Genomic DNA, 21,982 nt, shown 5'->3' with positions numbered 1-21,982 from the left:
GTTACCGGCGCACCCCCGTCCCATAAAAAACGAGGGAAGGCACGCGTCCTTCCCTCGTTGTGGGCATTATGTAGCCGCTCGCCTACATCAGGCGCAGGCTGACGTCCTTGAGCTGGGCGCCGGAAACGGCACTCGGGGCGCCCGACATAAGGTCGGAGCCGCTGGCCGTCTTGGGGAACGCCATGACGTCGCGGATGGAGTCGGAACCGGTGAGCAGCATGCACACGCGGTCCAGGCCCAGAGCGAAACCGCCCATCGGGGGCGCACCAAACTTGAGGGCCTCCATGAGGAAGCCGAACTGAGACTCGGCACGCTCCTCGGTAAAGCCCAGGAGCTTGAGCATGGACATCTGCATCTCGGCGTTGTGGATACGCATACCGCCGCCGCCGGCCTCAAAGCCGTCCATGACAAAGTCGTAGGTGCAAGAACCGGCTGCCAACGGGTCGGCCTCGATCTTGGCGATGTCGGTCTCGGTCGGCAGGGTAAAGGGCTGGTGCTCGGCAGCATAGGCCTTGCGATCCTCGTCCCAGTGGAACAGCGGGAAGTTGACGACCCACAGGAAGTCGTGGCCCTCGCGCTTGATCTCGAGCGCATTGGCCATGTGCGAACGCATGCCGCCCAGGATCTCGTCGGAGAGCAAGCGCGGGCCGGCGGCGAACATCACAAGGTCGCCGGGCTCGACATCCATGCGCTCGCGCAGAGCCGCCATCTCCTCGTCCGAGAAGAACTTGACGATGGGGCTGTTGATAGAGCCGTCCTCGCGGAAAGCAATCCAGGCCAGGCCCTTGGCGCCAAACGTGGAGGCCACGCCGGCAAGCTTATCGATCTTGGCACGTGCCCAGGCACCGGCGCCCTTGGCGTTGATGGCCTTGACGACAGAGCCCTCCTCGTTTGCGGCAGTCGCAAAGACCTTGAACTTGGAGTTGGCGAAGATGTCGGTCAGGTCGACCAGGTGCATGCCATAGCGGGTATCGGGCTTGTCGGAGCCATAGGTGTCCATGGCCTCCCAGTAGTCCATACGACGCAGCGGCGTGGGCATCTCGACGCCCATGCGGCCGAAGGCGTCGGCCAGGACCTCCTCGAGCGCGCTCATGACATCGTTCTGGTCCACGAAGGACATCTCGATATCGACCTGGGTGAACTCGGGCTGACGGTCGGCACGCAGGTCCTCGTCGCGGAAGCACTTGGCAACCTGGTAGTAGCGCTCGACGCCACCGACCATGAGCAGCTGCTTCAGGAGCTGCGGGGACTGCGGCAGCGCGTAGAAGTTGCCCGGCTGAATACGGCTGGGAACGATGAAGTCGCGGGCGCCCTCGGGCGTGGACTTAAACAGGGAGGGCGTCTCGACCTCCATGAACTCACGGTTGTGCAGCGCCTCGCGAATGGCAAAGGTGAAGTCGGAGCGCAGCTTGAGGTTGGCCATCATCTCGGGACGGCGGAGGTCCAGATAGCGATAGCGCAGACGGGTGTCCTCGCTGGTCTCGATGCCGTCCTCGATCTGGAAAGGCGGGGTGACAGACGTGTTGAGCACCTCGGCGTGGTCGGTCAGGACCTCGATCTCGCCGGTCGCGAGCTTGGCGTTGGTGGTCTCCTCGCCACGGGAGCGCACGACGCCGTGGATCTTGATGGGCCACTCGGGACGCATAGTCTCGGCGATCTTAAAGGCGTCGCCGTCGGAGTGCTCGGGGTCGAAAGTGAGCTGCGTGATGCCCTCGCGGTCACGAAGGTCGCAGAAGATAAGGCCGCCGTGGTCGCGGCGACGACTCACCCAACCGGTGAGGGTGACCTCTTCGCCCACGTTCTCGCGGCGAAGCTCGCCGCAGGTACGGGTGTGCATGGAATGCTCGTCGATGGGACGGGTCTGGCTCATACCAGTGATCCTCCTTTATGGATCTGTGCCGCCCCGTGTCGTTCCGGGCGGCGTCGTACAGATTTGCCCAGCCTGCGTAAACCGCGCAGCCAGACATGGCGTTCTATCTTATCGCACCTGTGTCGATGTGCCGCGGAAAAGTGGCTCCTGCCCAAAGACTTGACGGAGACGAAACAATTGACGCACCGCGGCCGTCGCCAAGGCGCGCCACGTGCGACAATGTGCCCCAATACAACTGCACTCGGAAAGGCCCGTCATGACTGCACGGCTCATTGTTATGGATATCGACTCCACGCTCATCAACCAGGAGGTCATCGACCTGTTGGGCGAGGAGGCCGGCGTAGGCGAGCAAGTGGCGAAGATCACTGAGCGCGCCATGCGCGGCGAACTGGACTTTAAGCAGGCGCTCGAGGAGCGCGTGGGGCTGCTTGCCGGCTTGGACGAGAGTGTGTTCGAGCGTACCTTTGAGCGCGTGACGTTTACTCCTGGCGCGCTGGAGCTTGTGCGCTCAGCGCACAGCAAGGGCTGGAAGGTCGGCGTGGTAAGCGGCGGCTTCCATGAGGTGGCCGACAAGATCGTGGCCGCCGCGGGCATCGATTTTTGCCTGGCTAACCGCCTAGAGGTCGTGGACGGCAAGCTCACCGGTAAGCTGGCGGCAGACATCGTGACCAAGGAATCCAAGCTCATCCGGCTGCTGGATTGGGCAGTCGAGTGCGGTGTCGATATGGCCCACACCGTCGCGATCGGCGACGGGGCAAACGATATCCCTATGATTCAGACCGCGGGCACGGGCATCGCGTTTTGTGCCAAGCCCAAGACGCGCGAAGCCGCCCCGTTTGCCATCGACGAGCGCAACCTGATGCTCGCCATGGACATCATCCTGCGCGACTAGTCAGTTTGCCTCACAACTTCATCTAATCTGACATGTCAGATTTCCGAACAATTATGCTCTAATGTTCGGAAACAACCCTTCGCGTGCTAAACTTTTCTGCGTCGAAGGGAACTTATATGGACAAACGAGATCTTGAGCAATTGCTAAGTGACGTGGCAGACGGAAGCATTATGCCGGCCGATGCCCTCACGCGCATCCAGACGGCGCCAACCGCCGATCTGGGTTTTGCGCAGCTCGATCTTTCACGCGGGGTACGCCAGGGAGCCGGCGAGGTTGTCTACGGTGCCGGTAAAACCGCCGAGCAGATTGCCGCCATTATCGAGGCGCTGCGCGATGCCGGCCAGGAGCGCATCCTGGTCACGCGCCTGGACAGCGAAAAAGCGGCCCGTACCTCGGAGCTCCTCGACAACGGCATCGACCTGGGATATGTCCCGGACGCACAGCTCGCCCTCGTGGGCGGCAAGCCCTCCCCTACCGGCAACGGACGCATCGTCGTCGCCTGCGCCGGCACAAGCGACCTGCCCGTCGCCGAAGAGGCGGCACTGACGGCCGAGTTCTATGGCAACGAGGTCGACCGCCTCTACGACGTAGGTGTCGCCGGCCTGCACCGCCTGCTCGCACATGCCGAGGAACTTGCCCGGGCGCAGGTGGTCATCGCCATCGCCGGCATGGAGGGCGCGTTGGCGAGCGTTATCGGCGGTCTGGTGAGCTGTCCGGTCATCGCCGTTCCCACCAGCGTGGGCTACGGCGCAAATTTTGGTGGCGTAGCCGCGCTGCTCGCCATGCTCAACTCCTGCGCCAGCGGCGTTTCGGTCGTCAATATCGACAACGGCTTTGGTGCCGCCTACCAGGCAAGTCTTATCAATCATCTGAGCGCTGGCACGCCCCGCGCCCGTTAAGGAGCATTCCATGTCTAACCATCAGCATACGCTTATCATCGACGGGACCTCGGGCATCAGCGGCGATATGACCGTCGCGGCCCTGCTCGACCTGGGCGCCAGCGAGGAGCACCTGCGCGAACAGCTCGCTACGCTGCCGGTCGACGGCTTTACGATCGCCGTCACGCGTGCAAACAAGCATGGCATCGACGCCTGTGATTTTGACGTCCAGCTTGCAGAGGAGCTCGAGAACCACGACCACGATATGGCCTGGCTCTACGGCAACGAAGCAGCTGCCGAGCACACGCACGAGCACGAGCACCACCATCATGAGCACGACGAGCACGAACACGAGCACTGCCACGAGCATGACCATGAGGCCCATGGCCATGGCCACGAGGACCACCATCACGCCCATCACCATCACCACCGTTCTTTGGCGGACGTCACCGCCATCATCGACGGCTCACAGCTAAGCGATGGCGCCAAGCGTCGCGCCCTTGCCATTTTTTCCGTACTCGCTACTGCCGAGGCCAAGGCTCACGGCAAAACGCCCGACACCGTCATGTTCCACGAGGTAGGCGCCGTCGATTCCATCGTCGACGTCTGCTCTGTCGCCATCTGCCTCGATGACCTAGGTATTGAGGACATCGTGGTCGAGTCGCTTTCCGAGGGCCACGGCACCATCCGCTGCGCCCACGGCCTTATGCCCATCCCGGTGCCCGCCGTCATCAACCTATGCCAAGCAGGCAATATCGCTCTCACGCCCGCACCGGTCGCCGGCGAGCTCGTGACGCCCACGGGCGCCGCCATCGTCGCCGCACTGCGCACGTCCGAGCACCTGCCGGCCCGTTACCGCATCAAAGCCGTCGGCTGCGGCGCCGGCAAACGCCCCTACGAGGGTTGCTCCGGCACGCTCCGTTGTCTCCTCGTTGACGAGGACGCATAGCCATGGATGCCCGCAAGGCCAAAAGCCGCGCCGCGATCGTCGCGGCGTTCTCCGAGCTGCTACGCGAAGAGGACTACGGCAAGATCACCGTCGGCGACATCATCGCGCGCGCCCACGTAGGCCGCGCGACATTCTACGGCCTCTTTAAGAGCAAAGACGACCTACTGTCCGAGCTCGTGAGCGACATCTGCACCCACGCCCTCGACGACGATGGCACACCGCTCGACGACCCACTCGTGCAGGTCGAGCATATCCTCAACAACCTCTGGGAACGCCGTCAGGGCGTTCGAGCCCTCGTAGCCGGCGCCGGCTCCCGCGTCTTCGCCGACTGTCTCCGCAAGACCATCATGTCGCGCGCAGCCGAAACCGTCCCTACCGACCCAAACGGCCCCGCCGGCACCATGGACCGCAGCTTCCTACTACACCACATAGCCTCAAGCTTCGTAGGAATGGTCCAATGGTGGGCCTGGCACAACTTCCAAGCAGATAAGGCCGAAGTAGCCAAAGACTACCTATCAGCCATAAAACCCCTCTTCAACTAAGTAAGAGGCTCAACCTAAAGCATCGCCCCAACCCAGGCCGCCACGCATCCCAAAGTGCCACTCGCGCTTCAATGCCCCCCAACAGCAACAAGCCCCTCCCATCCAAATTCAGATATATATGTTGGGTTGCTTGTACGAACGCAACAAAGACCCCGCAGCCGTCCGCATGGGGTAACTTCCCAGCGCACTCCGCAGGACGCAAAAAGGCTCGCCGCACAAAGTGCGCAGCGAGCCTTTTTGCATGTCCGAGGACGCGCTGGGAAGTTACCCCATGCGGACGGCGAACAACTATGTAGTCTTGGACTAGAACATGCCCAAGAAACCGTGCACAAACAGTGCGGCCAGAGCGGCACCGACAAACGGAGCAATGCCAGGAACGAGCAGGCCGTACTTCCAGTTGTTGTCGGCCTTGTTCTTGATCGGCAGCACCTGATAGGCCATGCGAGGACCAAGGTCACGAGCCTGGTTCATGGCGAAGCCGGTGATGCCGCCCATGCCCATGCCAACAGCCCAAACGATCAGACCGACGCAGATAGCGAGCATCAGGACGTTCTCGCCAGCACGGTTAGCAGCAGCAAGGATGGCGCTGATGAACACAAAGGTGCAGATAGCCTCGCAGAAGAAATTACGGGCATAGTTCGTACCCTCGGTGGTGGGGTTGGTCGAGAAGATGTTGCGCTGGGCAATGGGATCGATGACACCATCGGAAGCCTTGAACTCATCGGCATACATCAACCATGCGATCACGGCACCCGCAAAGCCGCCGAGCATATCGGCAATCATGAAGGGGATGCAGCTGCTCCACGGCACCAGACCGACGATGCACTGGGCAAGCACCATAGCCGGGTTCATGCACACGGCGCCACCAAAGACAAACAGGCAGACCGAGATGCCAAAAGACCAAGTGGTGATGGCAAACATATGGCCGGAGCCCTGATACTTGGTACCCTTAAGCACGGTATCGCAGTGCACGCCCACGCCAAAGATGATCATGAGGGCCGTTGCGCCGAATTCGCAGAGGAGTTTGGTAAGCATAAAACCTTATCTTTCTTGTCGGTTATAAACGATTCGTTTAGGCCGCGTACTAGTGCTGTGCGACGACAACGCCCAGGCCATCGGGAATGACGGCCACCTTGGCATCGGCACCCTTCATCTCAAAGGCGAGCTTGAGCGCCTCATCGAGGGTGTTGACCGGCGTCATGTGCATATCCTTGATCATCTGGTGATCGCACAGGTCGGTGACCATGATCACAGGGTGATGCGCCAGGATGCGGGCAAAGATCTGGCTCGTCCACTGGTCGGGCAGGGTCTCGTCCTTAGGACGGTCGATGCAGGCACGCTCAAACTCCGCCGGGTCGTTGTCGGCGATGTTGTGATAGAAGCCCTCGCCACCGTGGCCGTCGGCACAACCGGCGACGTCGATGATCACGCCGCCCTCGGGAAGCGTGGCCTCGGCAGAGCACATGCCCTTCACGGCCTGATAGATGTTCTGGTCGAGCGGGTAGCCGCCGTTGGTGGTGATGGCGATCTCGCACTCGACGGGCTCAACGCCGGCAAGGCTCTTCACGAACTCGCAGCCAGCCTCGTGTGCCTTATGGATGTCGCCTGCAAAGGAGCCGATAACCTCATGCTTGCCGTTGAGCACCACGTTAAGCACAAAGGCAAGGTGAGCCATCTCGGCAGCGGCAAACATGTCCTCGCTCACGTGGTTGTGGCACAGGTTGCCGGCACGCGAATGGGAATCGTTCACAAACTGACCGTTGTGGTTGTACATGATGGTCTTGTAGCTGGCGATGCCAGGCAAAACGGACTTGCGGCTACCAGAGAAACCGGCAAAGAAGTGCGGCTCAATAAAGCCCTCGGCAAGCAGCAGATCACAATCGGCGGCAATCTTGTTGATGATGCACTCGCCACCAGAAGGCAGGGTGCCAATCTTTTTCATCATGCTGTCGTCAGTCGCGACGTGCATAACGATTTCCTCGTTGGCAACGATCTCCTCGCCATACTTGTTGACGAGTTCCTCGTGCGTCGACGGACGGTGCATACCCGTAGCAACCAAAATACGCACTCGAGCCTCGGGCGCAGCGGAATGGATGTGATGCAGCAGAATAGGCATCGTCACACGCGAGGGAACGGGACGCGTATGATCGGAGCTAATGATGACGATATCCTTCTTGCCAGCACAAAGCTCCTCGAGCGAAGGCGAGCCATAAGGGTTGGCAAGTGACTCCTCTACCAGCTCTTCCTGCGATTTTGTAGTCTTAAACTCGTTTTGATGACCTTCCATCACACCCGCGAAATTCTTATCCTCGAGCTCCAGATGCAACGTCTTGTGGTCAAACGGTAGTTCACATTCAAACAATGACGAGCGCCCTCTTCCTTTCAACTGACACACTAGATTAACCGTTGGAAGGATACGCCGCTCACCGAAAAACACCACCGTCCACCGACTCATTAACACAACGTTCATATTTGACCCACAACAAAATGGCCGCGATCCCAAACGGGACCGCGGCCGCTACAGTCGTAAGGCGAGAAGCACCACATGCATCTCAATCCCGATCGATAAGGCGCGCGGCGCGAAGCGCCAAACGCGCCGCCGGGACAGACCCCATCCAAAACGCGCGAAGCGCGCCATTATTCCCCCAGCCAGTAATCCGCCGAAGACCGGACATCGCAGGGTCCGCCATCAGTTTTCTTTTAGGCACACTCCGCAGGACGCAAGAAGCCCTCGCCGCACGAAGTGCGCAGCGAGGGCTTCTTGCATGTCCGAGGACGTGCCTAAAAGAAAACTAATGGCGGGCCCGGACGACTACAAGGCTATCGATTACCCCGTGTTCTGCAAACCTGCCGAGACGCCGGTCACAGTCGAAAGAATCAGGCTCATGTACTCGGCCTTCTTCTCCTCGGCCATCTCGTCCTGGTTCATACGCACCTCGCGAAGGGCGCGGACCTGGGCGATGGACAGGGCGTCGACGTAGGGGTTACGTACACGGACGGCGCAGCCGAGCACGCGACGGCGCTGCAGCGGCCACTCGTCACCGACGATGGCAAGGACCCACTTACGCGTGAGCTGCATCTCGGTAAAGACCTTCTCGGACAGATCCTGGCGGTCGCCCAGGTGCAGATACATCTTGGCGATGCGCTGGTCGGTCTTGGCGATCGACATCTCGATGTTGTCGATAAAGGTGCGGAAGAACGGCCACTCCTGGTAGGCAGCCTTGAGCTGGTCAAGATCGCCAAGCTGCTCGCAGGCGGTGCCCAGGCCATACCAAGCGGCCAGGTTAATGCGCGCCTGGCTCCAGCTGAAGATCCACGGGATGGTACGCAGGTCGTCGAGCGACTTGGCGCCCAGACCGCGCTTGGCAGGACGCGAGCCGATCGGCAGCAGACCGACCTCGGTCAGCGGCGTCACGGTCGAGAACCACGGTGTAAAGTCCTCGGTGTTCAGCAGGTCCAGATAACGCTCGTGGCTTGCGGTGTTGAGCTTCTCGGCCATATCCCAGAACTTCTGAGTAGTCTCGGTGTTGGTCTTCTCGACACTCGGGGCCGACTGCAAAAGCGTTGCGGCGGCAACGGACTCAACATGACGCTGAGCCAGCGTGCGGTTGCCGTAACGGGCAAAGATGACCTCGCCCTGCTCGGTGAGCTTAAAGAAGCAGTTGACCGAACCCTTGGGCTGCGCCAGCACGGCCTTGTTGGCCGGGCCGCCGCCACGGCCCACGGCACCGCCGCGGCCGTGCATGAGCACCAGGTCGATATCGTTCTTCTCGGCCCACTTGGCGATGCGCTCCTGCGCGGAGTGCAGCGCGAGCATGGCCGTGGTAGGACCGGCATCCTTAGAGGAGTCGGAATAGCCCAGCATGACCTCCATGCGGCGGTTGGTCTGGGCAAGGCGCTTTTGCACCACGGGCAGCGTAAGCATCTGGTCGAGCACGTCAACGCAGCCCTCGAGGTCCTCGAGCTGCTCGAACAGCGGGATCACGTCGAGCTCGGGGACATCCTCCTCGTGTGCAAAGGACAGGTGGGCGAGCTCAAAGACGTCGGCCACATGCTGGGCGCTCTTGGTGAACGAAATGATGTAGCGGTGCGCCATCTTCTTGCCGTAGCGCTTTTGGATGGAGCCGATAGCGCGGAAGGTATCGATGACCTCGCGCGTCATGGGCTGCAGGTCGCCATGGATACCGTTCTCGTGGATATCCTTAAGGGCGCGGGCATGCACCACGGAGTGCTGACGGAACTCCATCTCGACCATATGGAAGCCGAAGGACTCGACCTGCCAGATGATGGTCTGGACCGGGCCGTAGGCAGCACGGACGGCACCGCAGGCGGCCAGCGAACGCTGGACGACGCGCAGGTCCTCCAGGAACTCATCGGCGCTGTGGTACATGGTGTCGGTGATACGACGGACGGTGGCGTTCAGGCGGTCGGCCATGACGAGCATGACGGCGCGATGCGGCTCGTGCTCGGAGATCAGCTCGGCGCGGGCCGTGTAACGAGGGCTCATCTCGACCTGATGGTTCCACAGGTTAATGAGCTCGGCAGACGGCTTGCTGTAGGTGGCCTCGAGCGTAAGGTTGCGGCCGATGCGGCGGCACTTGTCCTCGAGCTTGAGCACCATGTGCGTAAAGTACTTGGCGGCGACCTCACGGCTCACCTTGGCGGTGACGTTGGGGTTACCGTCGCGGTCGGAACCGATCCAGCTGCCGGGATGGAAGAACGCCGGGCACAGCGGCGGCACAGTACCGGCCTTGTCGCCCAGCACCCAATCGTCAAAACGACGATAGATAACGGGGATAACGTCGAACAGCGTGTTATCGAAGATGTCGATGATGGTGTCAGCTTCCTCGACCGGCGTGGGCTTCTTGAGCGCGATGGGGCTCGTACGCACCAGGGCGTCGATCTCCTGCAGCATATGGCGCTCGTTCTCCACCAGGTCGGAGCCGCCCAGACGCGGACGCTCCTCCAGCAGGTTGGAGATACGGCGAATCTTGCCCTCGACGGCCTTACGACGGGCCTCAGTGGGATGCGCGGTAAAGACGGGATGGAACTCAAGCTTGCCGAGCAGCTCGTTGGCGCCCTCGACGCCCAGCTCATTCACCAGCTGGTGATAGGCGACGGTGAGCTCGTTGGCGGGATCGACCTCGGTATCGGTCGACGCACCGGCCTCGCGCTCGCGCAGCTGCGCCACACGGTAGTTCTCCTCCGACAGATTTGCCAGATGGAAGAAGCTCGTAAAGGCACGGACAATGACCTGCTGCTTATCGAGCGGCAGGCTGTCGATCAGATCGACGACTTCACGAAATGCCACGGCGGTGGGCTCGTCGGCGGTGGGCACGCCCTGCTCGTCGACGGCCTCGTCGGCAGCGCGAGTACCGGGGTTGCCGGCATTGGCCACAATCTCGGCCGACAGGATCTTGTCGAACAGGTCCGCGATCTCAGGATCATACTCGCTAAGCACACGACGCTCCAGGCGCAGGAACAACGCCAGATTGTCGCGCAGCTCCTCGGGGATCTCGATCTCGGCGAGACGCTCCCTGGACTCGGCATTCGAGCCGATTCGGTTAACGAGGCGGTTGACCACGGCAGCGACGCGCGCCGCGGCTTCGGGTACAGACTGGTTGCTTAGGTTCTCAGCCACGTTTCCTCCCATTCCTCCTTCTATGCACGTAACATGCGGTATTCATTATAGGCGCTTGAGAAATACTTTCGACACTGATTGCGCTTTACCACACAAAAGTATTTTCTGCATTGCAAGGGTTTTTGCCCTAAATGGTCGTATTTCTCGGTGGACGGCATACACAAACGGGGGCATTCCGCATAAATGCGAAACACCCCCGTAACAATCGCTCGCCGCGAGCGGGACATGTTAGCGGGTCCGCAGCTCAAAAAGATGCGCTACAGGCGCTCGCGAACCGCCTCGGCGACGTTGGCCAGATCGGCAAGGACCTCTTCATGGCTCTCCATGTCGCGCACCTTGACCTTGCCGACGGCAAGCTCGTCGCCGCCCAGGACTAGGATGAGCTTGGCACCTACCTTATCGGCCTGCTTAAACTGGGCCTTGAGCGAACGGCCCTGATAGTCGGCCTCGGTCACGATACCTGCGGCGCGAAGCTCCTGCGTAATGGCAAAGACGTTCTGGCGCAGCTCCTTGCCGGCGTTGGCGACATAGACGCACGGGGCCTCATCGGCACCCAAGTCGTTACCAAAAGCCTGAAGGGCCAGCAGGGCGCGCTCAAAACCGACGGCAAAGCCAACGCCCGCCGTGGGCTTGCCACCCTCGAGCTCGACCAGGCCGTCATAGCGGCCGCCGCCACCGATGGAGCCGACACCGGCGCCAGGGGCCTCGACCTCAAAGACAGTACGAGTGTAGTAGTCCAGCCCACGCACCAGGGTGGGATCCTCGACATACTCGATACCGGCGGCATCCAGATAGCGCTTGACCTGCTCGTAGTGCTCGCGGCACTCGTCGCACAGGTTGTCACCCATCAGCGGAGCCTCGGCCATGATCTCGCGGCAGTGGTCGTTCTTGCAGTCGAAGGCGCGCAGCGGGTTAAGCTCGGCGCGCTCGCGGCACTCGTCGCACATCTCGTCTGCGTGATTGAGGATGAACTGCTTAACCTGCTCGCGGTAAGCCGGACGGCACTGGGCGTCACCCATCGAGTTGATGAGCAGACGAAGCTTGGAAAGGTCGAAGCCCAGGCGCTTGTAGAACTCCATGAGCATGATGATGCACTCGGCGTCTGCCGCCGGATCGGGAGCGCCGAGCCACTCGATGCCCACCTGGTGGAACTGGCGCAGGCGGCCCTTCTGGGGACGCTCGCCGCGGAACATGGCCTCGGCGTAGTACGCCTTAAACGGCGTGGAGCCCTGGGGCACCAGATTGTTCTCGACGACGGCGCGCACCACGCCGGCCGTGCCCTCGGGGCGAAGTGCCAGGCGCTGCTTGGGCTTGAGTTTGGTGTCGGTGCCCTCGGTAAAGACGCGCTCCAGGTTGGCACCGCTGAACACGCGGAACATTTCCTTGCGCACGACGTCGGTCGACTGGCCGATACCGTGGACAAACACGTCCACCTGCTCAATCGCGGGCGTCTCGATGGGTTTAAAACCAAACGGCTCGAACACGCCGGCCGCAATCTGCTGCATCTTTTGCCAGGCGCGCATCTCGGCGCCGATAAGGTCGCGGGTTCCCTCCGCCTTCTGTGCCTGCATGGGCAAACACCTTTCTTTTGTATCGCGTCATAGGTAGTGGTCATTATACGGCACAAAAACAAAACGCGGTGGCGCGTCTGACCGAACGAGGGTATGGGGGCTCGTTCGGCCAGACGCGCCACCGCTGTTTGTGATCCGCTTTCCTCCGTCCCCTTCGAATCACGTGATCTGTTGGGGACGGAGGAAAACGGATCATTTCGTAGGCCCGTGGCCGCCTTGGAAACCGAATGATGGTACGAGCATCCATTCGGCTTCCAGGGCAGCCACGGACAGAACGGGGCGAACAGAAAAGAGCGACGGACGTCTACTCCCCCGCCACGCTCGCGCGCAGCTTGGCGGCGATGGGCTCGGATGCCAGCAGGAACACGAGCATGACCACGGAGCACGCCAGGCACACGATCCAGGTGCTCGCAAAGGAGCCCGTGGCATCGAACAGCACGCCCGAGACAATGGCACCTACGGTGCCGCCGACCATCTCGAGCGAGGTAATGGTGCCCGTGACCTTGCCGAGGTCGGCCATGCCAAACTGCTTGGACGCGGCGATGGTAGGCGTGATGGTGCCCATACACGTTCCGATACCAAAGCTCACAGCGGCGACAATAGGACCGAGGTCCGTCGTCGGGAAGCACAGCGCCACGCAGGCGATAATGCACGCAACGGAGCCAAGGATATTGCCAAAGCGCAGGCCAAAGCGGTCGTAGATCGCACCGAGCGAAATCTTGGCAATAACGACGGTAACCATATAGACCGAAAGCACGGTACCCGCCCACATGGGATCGTGGCCGCCCGTGACGATCTTGGCACCGTTGACGGTAACACTCGTCATGTTGGTAACCTGGTTGGGCAGGATGGCGCCATTGACCAAGCCCATAAAGAGGAAGGCAACGACGAGCAGCCAAAACGCCGGGCTCTTCTTGATACGAGACCAGCCGACGCTAACCTCGGGCGCCGTGTGCTCGTCCTTGTCGCCAGCCGTCGAGACGGACGGATCGCCCGGGTTCTCGCCGAGCGGCTTAAGGCCGATCTCGGAAGGCTTGGTGCGGAAGGAATAGGCCGTGATGGGCAGCGCCGCCACCATGCAGATAGCCGCGAGCACCAGGAAGGCGGAACGCCAGCCAACGCTCACGATAAGCGAGCTCACGATGGGAGACAGAATAGCGCCGCCAAAGCCCGAGCCCGAAAGTGCGATGGAAATGGCAAGGCCGCGTTTGGCGGTAAACCAGTTGGCGGTCACCAGGCTAATGAGCAGACGGGTCGAGGCCACAGCGAAGCAGCCCGAAACGACAAAGAGCACGTAGACCTGCCACAGCTCACCGACAAAGCTCATGCTGGCAAGAACGGCAGAGGTAGCGATAACGGTTAGGGAGCCCAAAACGCGACCGCTTACTTTATCGGCAACATGGCCAATGACAAGCGATCCGATAACGCTCACCACGGTAGAGATCGCATTGGAGATGTTGTACTGCGCAAGAGATATTCCCAAGTCGCTGACGATGAGCGGCTGGAACAGGCTCATGCAGTTGACGAAAATCGTGTAGCACGTGGCCATGATCACGAAGCCGGAGGCCACCACGAGCCAGCCGGGGAAGAACTTACGCTGCTGGGGCATACTGCTCCTTATTTAACAAACGAATAGCCTGCGCCGGGCGCCGGTAGTGCCCAAGATTGCCTTGAAAGACAAGGGCATAGGCCTTATGGCCATGCCCGCAGGCTTGAAAGGCAAGGTTGGGTGCTACCGGTGGTCGGCGATATAGCCCAAAGCGACGGCGGTATAAGCCGCAGCACCGAGCGGCAGCTCGGCATCGTTAAAACGTGCCTTGGGATGGTGCTGGGCAAAATGCTCGTCCGTGTCGGTTACGGCCGCGCCCACGGTAAAGTACGCACTCGGAATCTCGCTCGAGATAAGCGCGAAGTCCTCACTCGCCATGGCATGGAAAAGCGGCAAGAAAGCCGCCTTGGGCAGCACTGCGCCCACGTAGCCAAGCGACGCCTGAGTCATATCGCTGTCGAGTACAAGCGGCGGAACATCCGAAAGCGTCTCGATGGTCGCCGGCGTACGATATGTTGTGGCAACGCCGTTAACGACCTCCGCGATGCGGGTCTTGAGGTGCTCCATGAGCTCGACGTCGAAGCCGCGCAGCGTGCCTTCGAGCACGCAGGTATCCGGGATGACGTTGGCCGCTTGGCCACCGGCAAACTTACCCACGGTCAGTGCGACCTCCTTGGCGGCCGGCACCTCGCGAGCGATGAGCTCCTGAAGCGCCAGGTGCACATGGACGCCGGTCGTGATGGGGTCGATGCAGATCTCGGGGCTCGAGCCATGGCCGCCCTTGCCCTGCAGCGTGATGCGGAAACCATACACGCCCGAAAGCGCCGGGCTCCCATAGAGCACCAGGCCGAGCGGCGATTGGCTGTTAACGTGCATGGCAAAGGCCGCCTGAGGGCGCGGGTTCTGCAGCAGACCGTCGGCGATGGCGGCGCGGGCACCCTCAAAGGTTTCCTCGCCCGGCTGGAACAGCAACTTAACCGTAGCGTTGGCATCAACAAGCTCTGCCTCGCGCGCTTTGAGCATACGAGCCGCACCAAGCAGCGCCGTCGCGTGCATATCGTGACCGCAAGCGTGCATGCAGCCGTTGGTGGATGCAAAGGGCTCGCCGGATTCCTCGGCAACGGGCAGGGCGTCCATGTCGCCACGAAGCATGATGACCGTACCGGCCTGCTCATTCGTGCAGATGCCATTGCCTTGGGCCGCGGCGGCACCGGCGCCGACAAGGCCCACAACGCAGGAACCATCGACGAGCGTAGCAAATGGGATGTCCATCTCGGTCAGGCGCGCTTGGATATACGTAGAGGTCTGCGGGAGGCTATTACCCAGCTCGGGCATCTGATGTAAATCGTGTCGCCATGCAGCGAGCTCATCTGCAAAAGCCTGAGCTTCTGCAACAAGACCGTCACCGATAGCGGTCTGCGCCGCCGCGGTGGCCTTGGGCGCTGATTGCGGTTGAAGATCGGACAGTGCTGGTGCCATAGATGCCCTCCAGTAACGTTTTTGCAGCAAGCACTTTGATAGCGTAAAGTGCAAGGTACTACTTTAAGGGCGACGCATAAAAAATGCCGCCCCGGGAGGCGGCGCAACAAATTGTTTACAATTGCGGACGCGGCTTTCGACGCAAAAAATCGAAATGCGTCTCGCTCAAGATAATCGAAAGAAAGATGAGCGCGAAGCCGGCGAGCAGGCGCGAGGTGAGCGCCTCCCCCATCAGCAGCACCGAGAACAGCACACCCGAAGGCGACTCCATCGAAAGGAGCAGCGAGCCCGTTGAGGCCGGGACATGCGCCAGGCCGACGTTTTGGATGAGCAGAGCCACACACGTACAGCCCACCGATAGAAACGCCATCACACCGATAAAGCTCGGCGTCCACACGGACGCGGGCGCTTGGGTCTCGAATAGCAGCGACGTTGCCAAGCTCAAGACGCCATTGCCCACAAACATCCAAAATGTGATGACGTTGATGTCCATCTTGCGACCGTATTTGGCCGTCACCGCCATCTGGATGGCAAAGAAGACCGCACCGCCCAGTGTGATGACATCGCCGACATTGAACTCGACGCTATCGAGCGCCACCAGACCAATGCCCGCCAGGCACAGCAACGCGGCGCCCAAGTTGTAACGGGTAAGCTTTTCGCCGCTTAGGACGTAGCTCGCAAACGGCACGAGGATGCAATAGGTACCCGTCAAAAATGCACTCTTGCCCGCCGTGGTCTGTGCCAGGCCAATCGTCTGCAAACCGTACGCGCCCCACATAAGTGCGCCCATACCAAGTCCGACGATAAGGTTGCGGGCATTAAAGTGCGCGATGATGCGTTTGTGGAAGATGGCAAACATAACCAGCGAAGCCGGAAGAAAACGAATATAGAGCAGTTCGAACACCGGAATGGTGTCGAGCGCATCTTTCATGGTGGTAAAGGAATAGCCCCAGATGACCGCCACCGATAGCAGCAAGACCTTCCAGAAGAACGGGGAACGCGCGCCGGCGCCGCGGGAGGTGCCGCCGGCGCCCAGGTCCTCCCGTGCGACAGGGCTATCGGGCATGTTTTCGATTTCGTTGGCAGCGTATTGGGCCATGGAACATCCTCACACTCAATCTTGGCGTGGTGTCCGCACGCGTATGGCTGCGTGCCGCCTCATGGTCAAATAAAAACAGGGCGTACCGGACCCCCGGTACGCCCCGCTACTGTAGCAACAACCAGCGTTGCATCGCAATCCAGCCCACTAAAGCGTTTTGTTCCGCCGTTCTACCGAACGGCGGACCGGCCGTCGCTGCGCGAGCCGCATTCACGCCAATCTGACGTTCAATTTCAAGGGCGCGACCAGAAGGTCAGCGCCCTTTCATTTCACGTCACCTTGGCGCAAATGCGGCTCGCTCGCTGGCATTAGTGCTACATCAGCGTTAACGTTGCCGCACTAAATTAGCTTTGTCGACTCCAGCTTTTCGATGATCCAGTCGTTGGCTTTGACGACCGGGCGGCGGAAGACGACGCCCAGGGCCAGAGACGGAATCAGATAGCTCGCCAGAATGCCCAGTTCAATCCAGTACTCCATATGGTAGGCGCCAGCCATGGCGGCATGCATAGCGTTGATGCCATGGGTAAACGGCAGGAACGGATATATCGCCTGGAACACGGGGCCGGTCATCTCGATGGGGAACGTGCCGCCCGAACCGCCGACCTGCATGACCAACAGCACGACAGCGAGCGCCTTGCCGATATCGCCAAACGAAACCGTAAGCGTGTAGACGATATTGGAGAACACGAGACTCGCGACCCAGCCCGCCAGCACAAACTGCAGCGGGTTGTCGCACTGAATGCCAAAGAACAGGATGTCGCCCGCGCACACGAGCGTTGCCTGCAGCAGGGCCAAACCGCCAAAGAACAGGTAGCGACCCAGGTAGATCTCGTGCAGGCGCACGGGGATGAGCTCGTTGATAAGCTCATCGTCAACCGAGACCTTCATCATGGCCGCCAGTACAATCGAGCCGACCCAGAGCGACAGAATCGTGTAGAACGGCGCCATGGCTGAACCGTAGTTGCGGATCGGATAGACCGGCTTGCGGTCGAGTGCGACGGGACCGGAAAGCGACACGGCAAGGCCCTCGGGGTCGTTGCCAATCATCGTCTTGATCGTGGCAAGGTCGTCCGACATCAGGGCGCCATCGAGCTCGTCCTTAAACGCGCTGATCTTGTCCGACGCCTCGCCCAGCTGATCGGAAGCCTTGTTGACCAGCTTTGCAGCCTTGGAGAGGCCCTTTGCCAGCGAACCGGATGCGTCGGTCAGGCCGTCTACGGCGCTATCCAGATCGCCCGAGATGCCATCGAGCGAGTCCAGGATGCCCGAAACCGTCTTCTTGAGCTCCTTGGCCTTAACCGAGAACGTGGAATCGTAGTCGGACTTGGCGCCCGAAATGCCCGCCTTGGCATCGGCGATGGCCTGATCGACCTCGGCACGCGTGCTGTTGACCTCTGCCATGCTGTCAGAAAGGGACTTAGCAGTTGCCGTCAAGTCCTTGGCGTTGTTGCGATACTCCACCGCGATCCTGCCCAGCGATGTTGCCACAGATTTAAGGCTCTCCTGGAGCTTTTCGTCACTGACCTGCTCGGCAAAGCCGCGGAGCTGGTCGGCCGTGGCGTCGATATCGTCGGCACGTGTATTGAGCGCCGCCGCGGCATCGTTGAGCTGAGACACCGTAAGGTCGACATGCTGATTCGCGGCATCGAATGCCTTCGCAAGCTCGGCGGACACGTTGTCGAACGAGCCCGCGCTTCCGTCAATCGCGGCGTTGATGGCGTCGTTGGCGGCCTTCAGCGCTTCTTTGGAATCGCTCATGCCGCTCTTGGCATGCTCCATCAACTGCTTGGTCGACTCATCGACCGTACCCGTCTGCTGGAGCATACCGCTCGCCGACGTCAACGAATCGGACGTAGAGCTCAAAATGCCCGCAAGCGACGTTGCGCTGGCCTGAACGTCCTGCAGGTCCTGGACCGAATCGCCGAGCGTCGAGGACAGGTTGGCGATAAAGTTGCTGACCTGGTCGGTGCTCATGTAATCGAGCAGGCTGGACACCGTCTTAAGACCGATGCTCGTAATGGTCTCGGTAAAAGTTTCGTTAACCTGGCTTTGAACGGCGCTCGAACCCTTCTCGGTCACGATCTGCGCGATGGCGTTGGCTTTCTGGTTCTCATAGAACTCGATATCAGCGTGTTTCACGTCGGTCGAGAAAAGCGTCATCATGTCAGCGCTAAACGTTTTGGGGATAACGACGGCAGCATAGTACGCGCCCGACTTAACGCCCTCGATAGCCTTTTCGCGATTGTTGAGCACAACCCAATCGAAGCTCTCGTTGCCGCGCAGGGTGGCGGTTACGTTTTCGCCCACGTTGACCTCGACGGGAATCAAATCGCTCTCGTAGCCCTCGTCGGTGTTGACCACGGCGATCTTAAGATTGCCGGTGTTGCCGTACGGATCCCAGCTGCCGGCGATGTTAAACCACGCGTACAGACACGGTACGATAATGAGGCCCATCACGACAACCAAGCCGATCACGGAGCGAGACACGTTTTGGACATCGCGCTTAAACAGATGCAGGATGTTCTTCATTTATGCCTCACCTCCTTTGGAGTGCTTGCCAAGCGCGGTGGTATCTCCATCATTTGTGGCTGTGCTGTCGCTGCCCTGAGATTTATGGTGCGAGCCGATATGCGGCAAGCGGCCCGTGGACTGATCGCCGCCCTTGGCACCACGCTCGCTGGCGTTGAGGCCAAACATGTGGCGGGCGGCAGGAATGGCGGCCGTGTGTTCGCGCATCTCGCGACGCAGGTCCTCATCCGAAAGCGCCGAGATGCGCATCTGGGTATTGAGGCTCGCGCGGATATATTCGATATTGATAAGCCAGCCGCAGATGGCAATAACCGAGATGATCCAAATGACAAGCAGGATGATCTTGCCGTTATTGTCGATATCGAGAACCGTCGACAGGACAAAGAGCAGGACCTGAACGCCCACCACGGCGGCAAAACCGCCCTTGATGTAGTACGGGTAGCGATGTTCAAAGGCGACCGCATGATCGAGCAGTTCGCGACGGTACGAATCGGAATCGAGCATGACACGCATGGCCGTGCGCAGCGAGTAGCGCTGGCGCGGCAGGTCGTTGGACTCGCAAATCATCATACCGGTCGTGGAAAGCTGTTTATCAAAGAGCAGGTTAAGGTTGAGCAGCAGCGGACGCAGCTGCAGACCGATAAAGAGCGCCACGATCAAGAACACGCCCAGAATGCACAGGTTAAACAGGTAGTTGAACGAATACATGCCGCCGACCGTCTCGCGCAGCAGATTGATGCCGTAGGTAAAGGGCAGCAGCGGGTGCAGCCACTGGAAGAAGCCTGGCATCATCTCGATGGGGTACATGCCCGACGAACCCGGGATCTGCACGATAACCAGAATGACGCCGATAGCCTTGCCGATATGCTTAAACGTGGTGGACAGCGCATAGATGATATTGACGTAGGTGAACGAGATGGCGATGCCGCCCAGCACGAACAGCAGCGGGCTGACGCACTGCACGCCGATCACCAGATCGCCTACCGTAACGATGATGGCCTGCAACGCGCCCAGGATCACCAGGAGCAACCAGCGGCCAAAGTAGCCCTGACGCGCGGTAAAGCTGCCGATGCCTTCGCGGTCGACCTCGAGCTTGTAGATAGCGATAAGCACGTAGCCGCCCACCCACAGCGCCAGATTGGTATAGAACGGGGCAATGCCCGAACCAAAGCTCTTGACCGGGTAAATTGACTTTGAGGTCAGCTCGACCGGAGATGCCATGAAGTCTGCAACATCATCGACGTCGACGCCCATCAGGCCGGCCAGCTCGCCCATGGACTCGGAGGTCTGTAGCGCCGCGATGTCGTTGGCGGCGGTTGCGAGCTTGTCCTGGACCTTGGCAAGCGAGGCATCGGTCTGGGACAGCGTGGTCTTGGCCTGACCGAGCGTGGCGTTGAGTTGCGAAAGTGTACCGCGCGCACTTGCAATAGTAGGCGTGAGGCCAGACACGATTCCCGTCAGATCACCCGAGACGGCGGCAAACGAATCAAGTGCGCTCGAGACCTTCGGCAGCGCGTTTTGACCCAAGTCCGTCTGAGCCTGGCCAAGGTTGGTCGCACCGGTCTGAATTGCATTATTGATAGCGTCGCTGGCACCCGAGACAGCCGCAGCGTCATTCGCCATGGCGCTCGACTGCGCAGACAGACCGTCCTTGATGCTCTGAAGCTTTTCATTCTGCTCGCGGAGCAAATCGATGATCGATACAATGCGCGCGTCAATTTCCTTGGAACCTGTCGACGTGTCATTGACGAGAATTTCCAAGTGCCCGATAACGGTCTTATTGTGGTCGATCGTCGCTTGGAGAGACTCAAGCGAGTTGTCGATACGGGTAGTCGTAGATGCGACCGTGCCCGTCAGCTTGCCAATCGCAGCGTTTGCGGAGACTGACGTCTTGGTGAGCGCAAGGCTGCCTTCCGAGAGCGCCTTGGAGAGCGAGGCGACAGAGTTGCCCGCCGTGGCGCGAGCCTCGCCCAGCAGGTCATTGCCCTGGGAGATCGCCTGCGTCAGCGACGGCGCCTGACCCTGCAGACCGGCAAGTGCCGCATCTGCCGAGGCAATGGAACCACTCGTCTTATCGATGGCGGCATTCATGTCGCCAATCGAATCACGCACTTCGCCCAACGTATCGGAAGCCTCTGATACCGAACCGGCCAACGAATCCTGAGTCTGGGTTGCCTTGTCCTTTAAATCGACTCCGGCATCCTTGGCAATACTGGCAACGGTCTCGCCCACCGTGGAGACAAATTCCGAGTTGATCTGCTCCTCGATGGTGCTTGCGCCGGTGTCGGTAACCTTGGGCGCAATAGCGCTCTTCTTCTCATTGACGTAGTACGTAAGCTTGGGCTGATGGTAGTTGCCATCGAGCATCGAAACCAGGTTATCCGAGAAGTTCTTGGGGATTACGATGGCCGCATAGTACTCACCGCTCTCGACGCCCTCCTTGGCATCGGCCGCCGAGTCAACGAAGGTCCAGCCCAGCTGATCGTTCTCCTTGAGCTGGTCGACCACTTTGTCGCCAGCGTTGAGCTCGCCCACCAAGTCGTTTTGGGTGCCCCGATCGTTGTTGGCGATGGCAATCTTGATACCCTGGGTGTTTCCGTACGGATCCCAGTTAGCCACGATGTTGTACCAGGCATACAGCGAGGGAATAACGCACACGCCAAGGGTAACCACCAAGGCGACGGGGTTCACGAGCAGTCGCTTAATGTCGCGCTTAAATATCGCAAAGGAGACCTTTGCATTGGATAGTTTGCTGCCGAGACTCACGCTTGGACCATCCATCCTGTCGTTGAATCGAATCGTACTATTGATAACCATTGTACGTAGGCGCTTTAGCGTCTCAGAGCACAATGGTATTGAGTTTTGCGGGTAGCAATATACTACGAAGACGAATTAACGTACAGTTGTACAGTATCTTTAATTTCAGCAGGTCACAAAACCACAACCCCGACAAATAATTGATCCCTTGGGGACGGAGGAATCA

General features: G+C 60.1%; 14 protein-coding genes. 4 read left to right on the top strand and 10 right to left on the bottom strand.

Annotation, left to right across the window (positions count from 1 at the left end; translation table 11 throughout):
• Positions 1-82 precede the first annotated feature (82 nt).
• Complete coding sequence (gene aspS / locus GXM19_RS09460; protein WP_006234779.1) at positions 83-1,870, bottom strand: aspartate--tRNA ligase; 1,788 nt, start codon at positions 1,868-1,870, stop codon at positions 83-85.
• A gap of 256 nt (positions 1,871-2,126) precedes the next feature.
• On the opposite strand from aspS, the gene serB reads away from it, so the two are divergent.
• The 4 genes from serB (at position 2,127) to GXM19_RS09440 (ending at position 5,131) form a co-directional block, all read left to right on the top strand.
• Positions 2,127-2,762, top strand: a complete 636-nt coding sequence (gene serB / locus GXM19_RS09455; protein WP_006234780.1) for a phosphoserine phosphatase SerB — start codon at positions 2,127-2,129, stop codon at positions 2,760-2,762.
• Between the two features lie 116 nt (positions 2,763-2,878).
• A complete protein-coding gene (gene larB / locus GXM19_RS09450; RefSeq protein ID WP_006234781.1) occupies positions 2,879-3,661 on the top strand; it encodes a nickel pincer cofactor biosynthesis protein LarB in 783 nt (260 codons plus the stop codon).
• Between the two features lie 10 nt (positions 3,662-3,671).
• On the top strand, positions 3,672-4,589 hold the full coding sequence (larC, locus tag GXM19_RS09445) for a nickel pincer cofactor biosynthesis protein LarC (RefSeq protein WP_006234782.1): 918 nt from the start codon (positions 3,672-3,674) through the stop codon (positions 4,587-4,589).
• A 2-nt stretch (positions 4,590-4,591) separates the two neighbouring features.
• Positions 4,592-5,131: a TetR/AcrR family transcriptional regulator gene (locus GXM19_RS09440; protein ID WP_006234783.1), complete on the top strand. Its 540-nt coding sequence runs from the start codon at positions 4,592-4,594 to the stop codon at positions 5,129-5,131.
• Positions 5,132-5,434: 303 nt separating this feature from the next.
• Here the strand turns inward: GXM19_RS09440 and larD are convergent, their stop codons facing one another.
• The 9 genes from larD to GXM19_RS09395 form a co-directional block, all read right to left on the bottom strand.
• Positions 5,435-6,166 (bottom strand): D/L-lactic acid transporter LarD, encoded by a 732-nt coding sequence (gene larD / locus GXM19_RS09435; RefSeq protein ID WP_006234784.1) that lies wholly within the window; start codon positions 6,164-6,166, stop codon positions 5,435-5,437.
• A gap of 49 nt (positions 6,167-6,215) precedes the next feature.
• On the bottom strand, positions 6,216-7,493 hold the full coding sequence (larA, locus tag GXM19_RS09430; RefSeq protein WP_022093875.1) for a nickel-dependent lactate racemase: 1,278 nt from the start codon (positions 7,491-7,493) through the stop codon (positions 6,216-6,218).
• Positions 7,494-7,958: 465 nt separating this feature from the next.
• The gene (locus GXM19_RS09425) at positions 7,959-10,772 is read right to left on the bottom strand and encodes a phosphoenolpyruvate carboxylase (RefSeq protein ID WP_370510491.1); all 2,814 of its coding nucleotides are present in this window, start codon (positions 10,770-10,772) and stop codon (positions 7,959-7,961) included.
• Positions 10,773-11,029: 257 nt separating this feature from the next.
• Positions 11,030-12,343, bottom strand: a complete 1,314-nt coding sequence (hisS, locus tag GXM19_RS09420) for a histidine--tRNA ligase (RefSeq protein WP_006234789.1) — start codon at positions 12,341-12,343, stop codon at positions 11,030-11,032.
• A gap of 304 nt (positions 12,344-12,647) precedes the next feature.
• Positions 12,648-13,952 (bottom strand): MFS transporter, encoded by a 1,305-nt coding sequence (locus GXM19_RS09415; protein ID WP_006234790.1) that lies wholly within the window; start codon positions 13,950-13,952, stop codon positions 12,648-12,650.
• Between the two features lie 123 nt (positions 13,953-14,075).
• Positions 14,076-15,371, bottom strand: a complete 1,296-nt coding sequence (locus tag GXM19_RS09410; protein WP_006234791.1) for a M20 family metallopeptidase — start codon at positions 15,369-15,371, stop codon at positions 14,076-14,078.
• Positions 15,372-15,486: 115 nt separating this feature from the next.
• On the bottom strand, positions 15,487-16,470 hold the full coding sequence (locus GXM19_RS09405) for a DMT family transporter (RefSeq protein WP_006234792.1): 984 nt from the start codon (positions 16,468-16,470) through the stop codon (positions 15,487-15,489).
• Positions 16,471-16,809: 339 nt separating this feature from the next.
• Positions 16,810-18,999, bottom strand: a complete 2,190-nt coding sequence (locus tag GXM19_RS09400) for a YhgE/Pip domain-containing protein (RefSeq protein WP_006234793.1) — start codon at positions 18,997-18,999, stop codon at positions 16,810-16,812.
• Positions 19,000-21,765: a YhgE/Pip domain-containing protein gene (locus GXM19_RS09395; protein ID WP_239057618.1), complete on the bottom strand. Its 2,766-nt coding sequence runs from the start codon at positions 21,763-21,765 to the stop codon at positions 19,000-19,002. It lies immediately after the preceding gene.
• Between the last annotated feature and the right edge of the window lie 217 nt (positions 21,766-21,982).

Source organism: Collinsella aerofaciens ATCC 25986 (genome assembly GCF_010509075.1).
GTDB lineage: Bacteria > Actinomycetota > Coriobacteriia > Coriobacteriales > Coriobacteriaceae > Collinsella > Collinsella aerofaciens.
The sequence above is the reverse complement of the archived record's forward strand: the minus strand, read 5'-3'. Positions and strand labels throughout refer to the sequence as shown.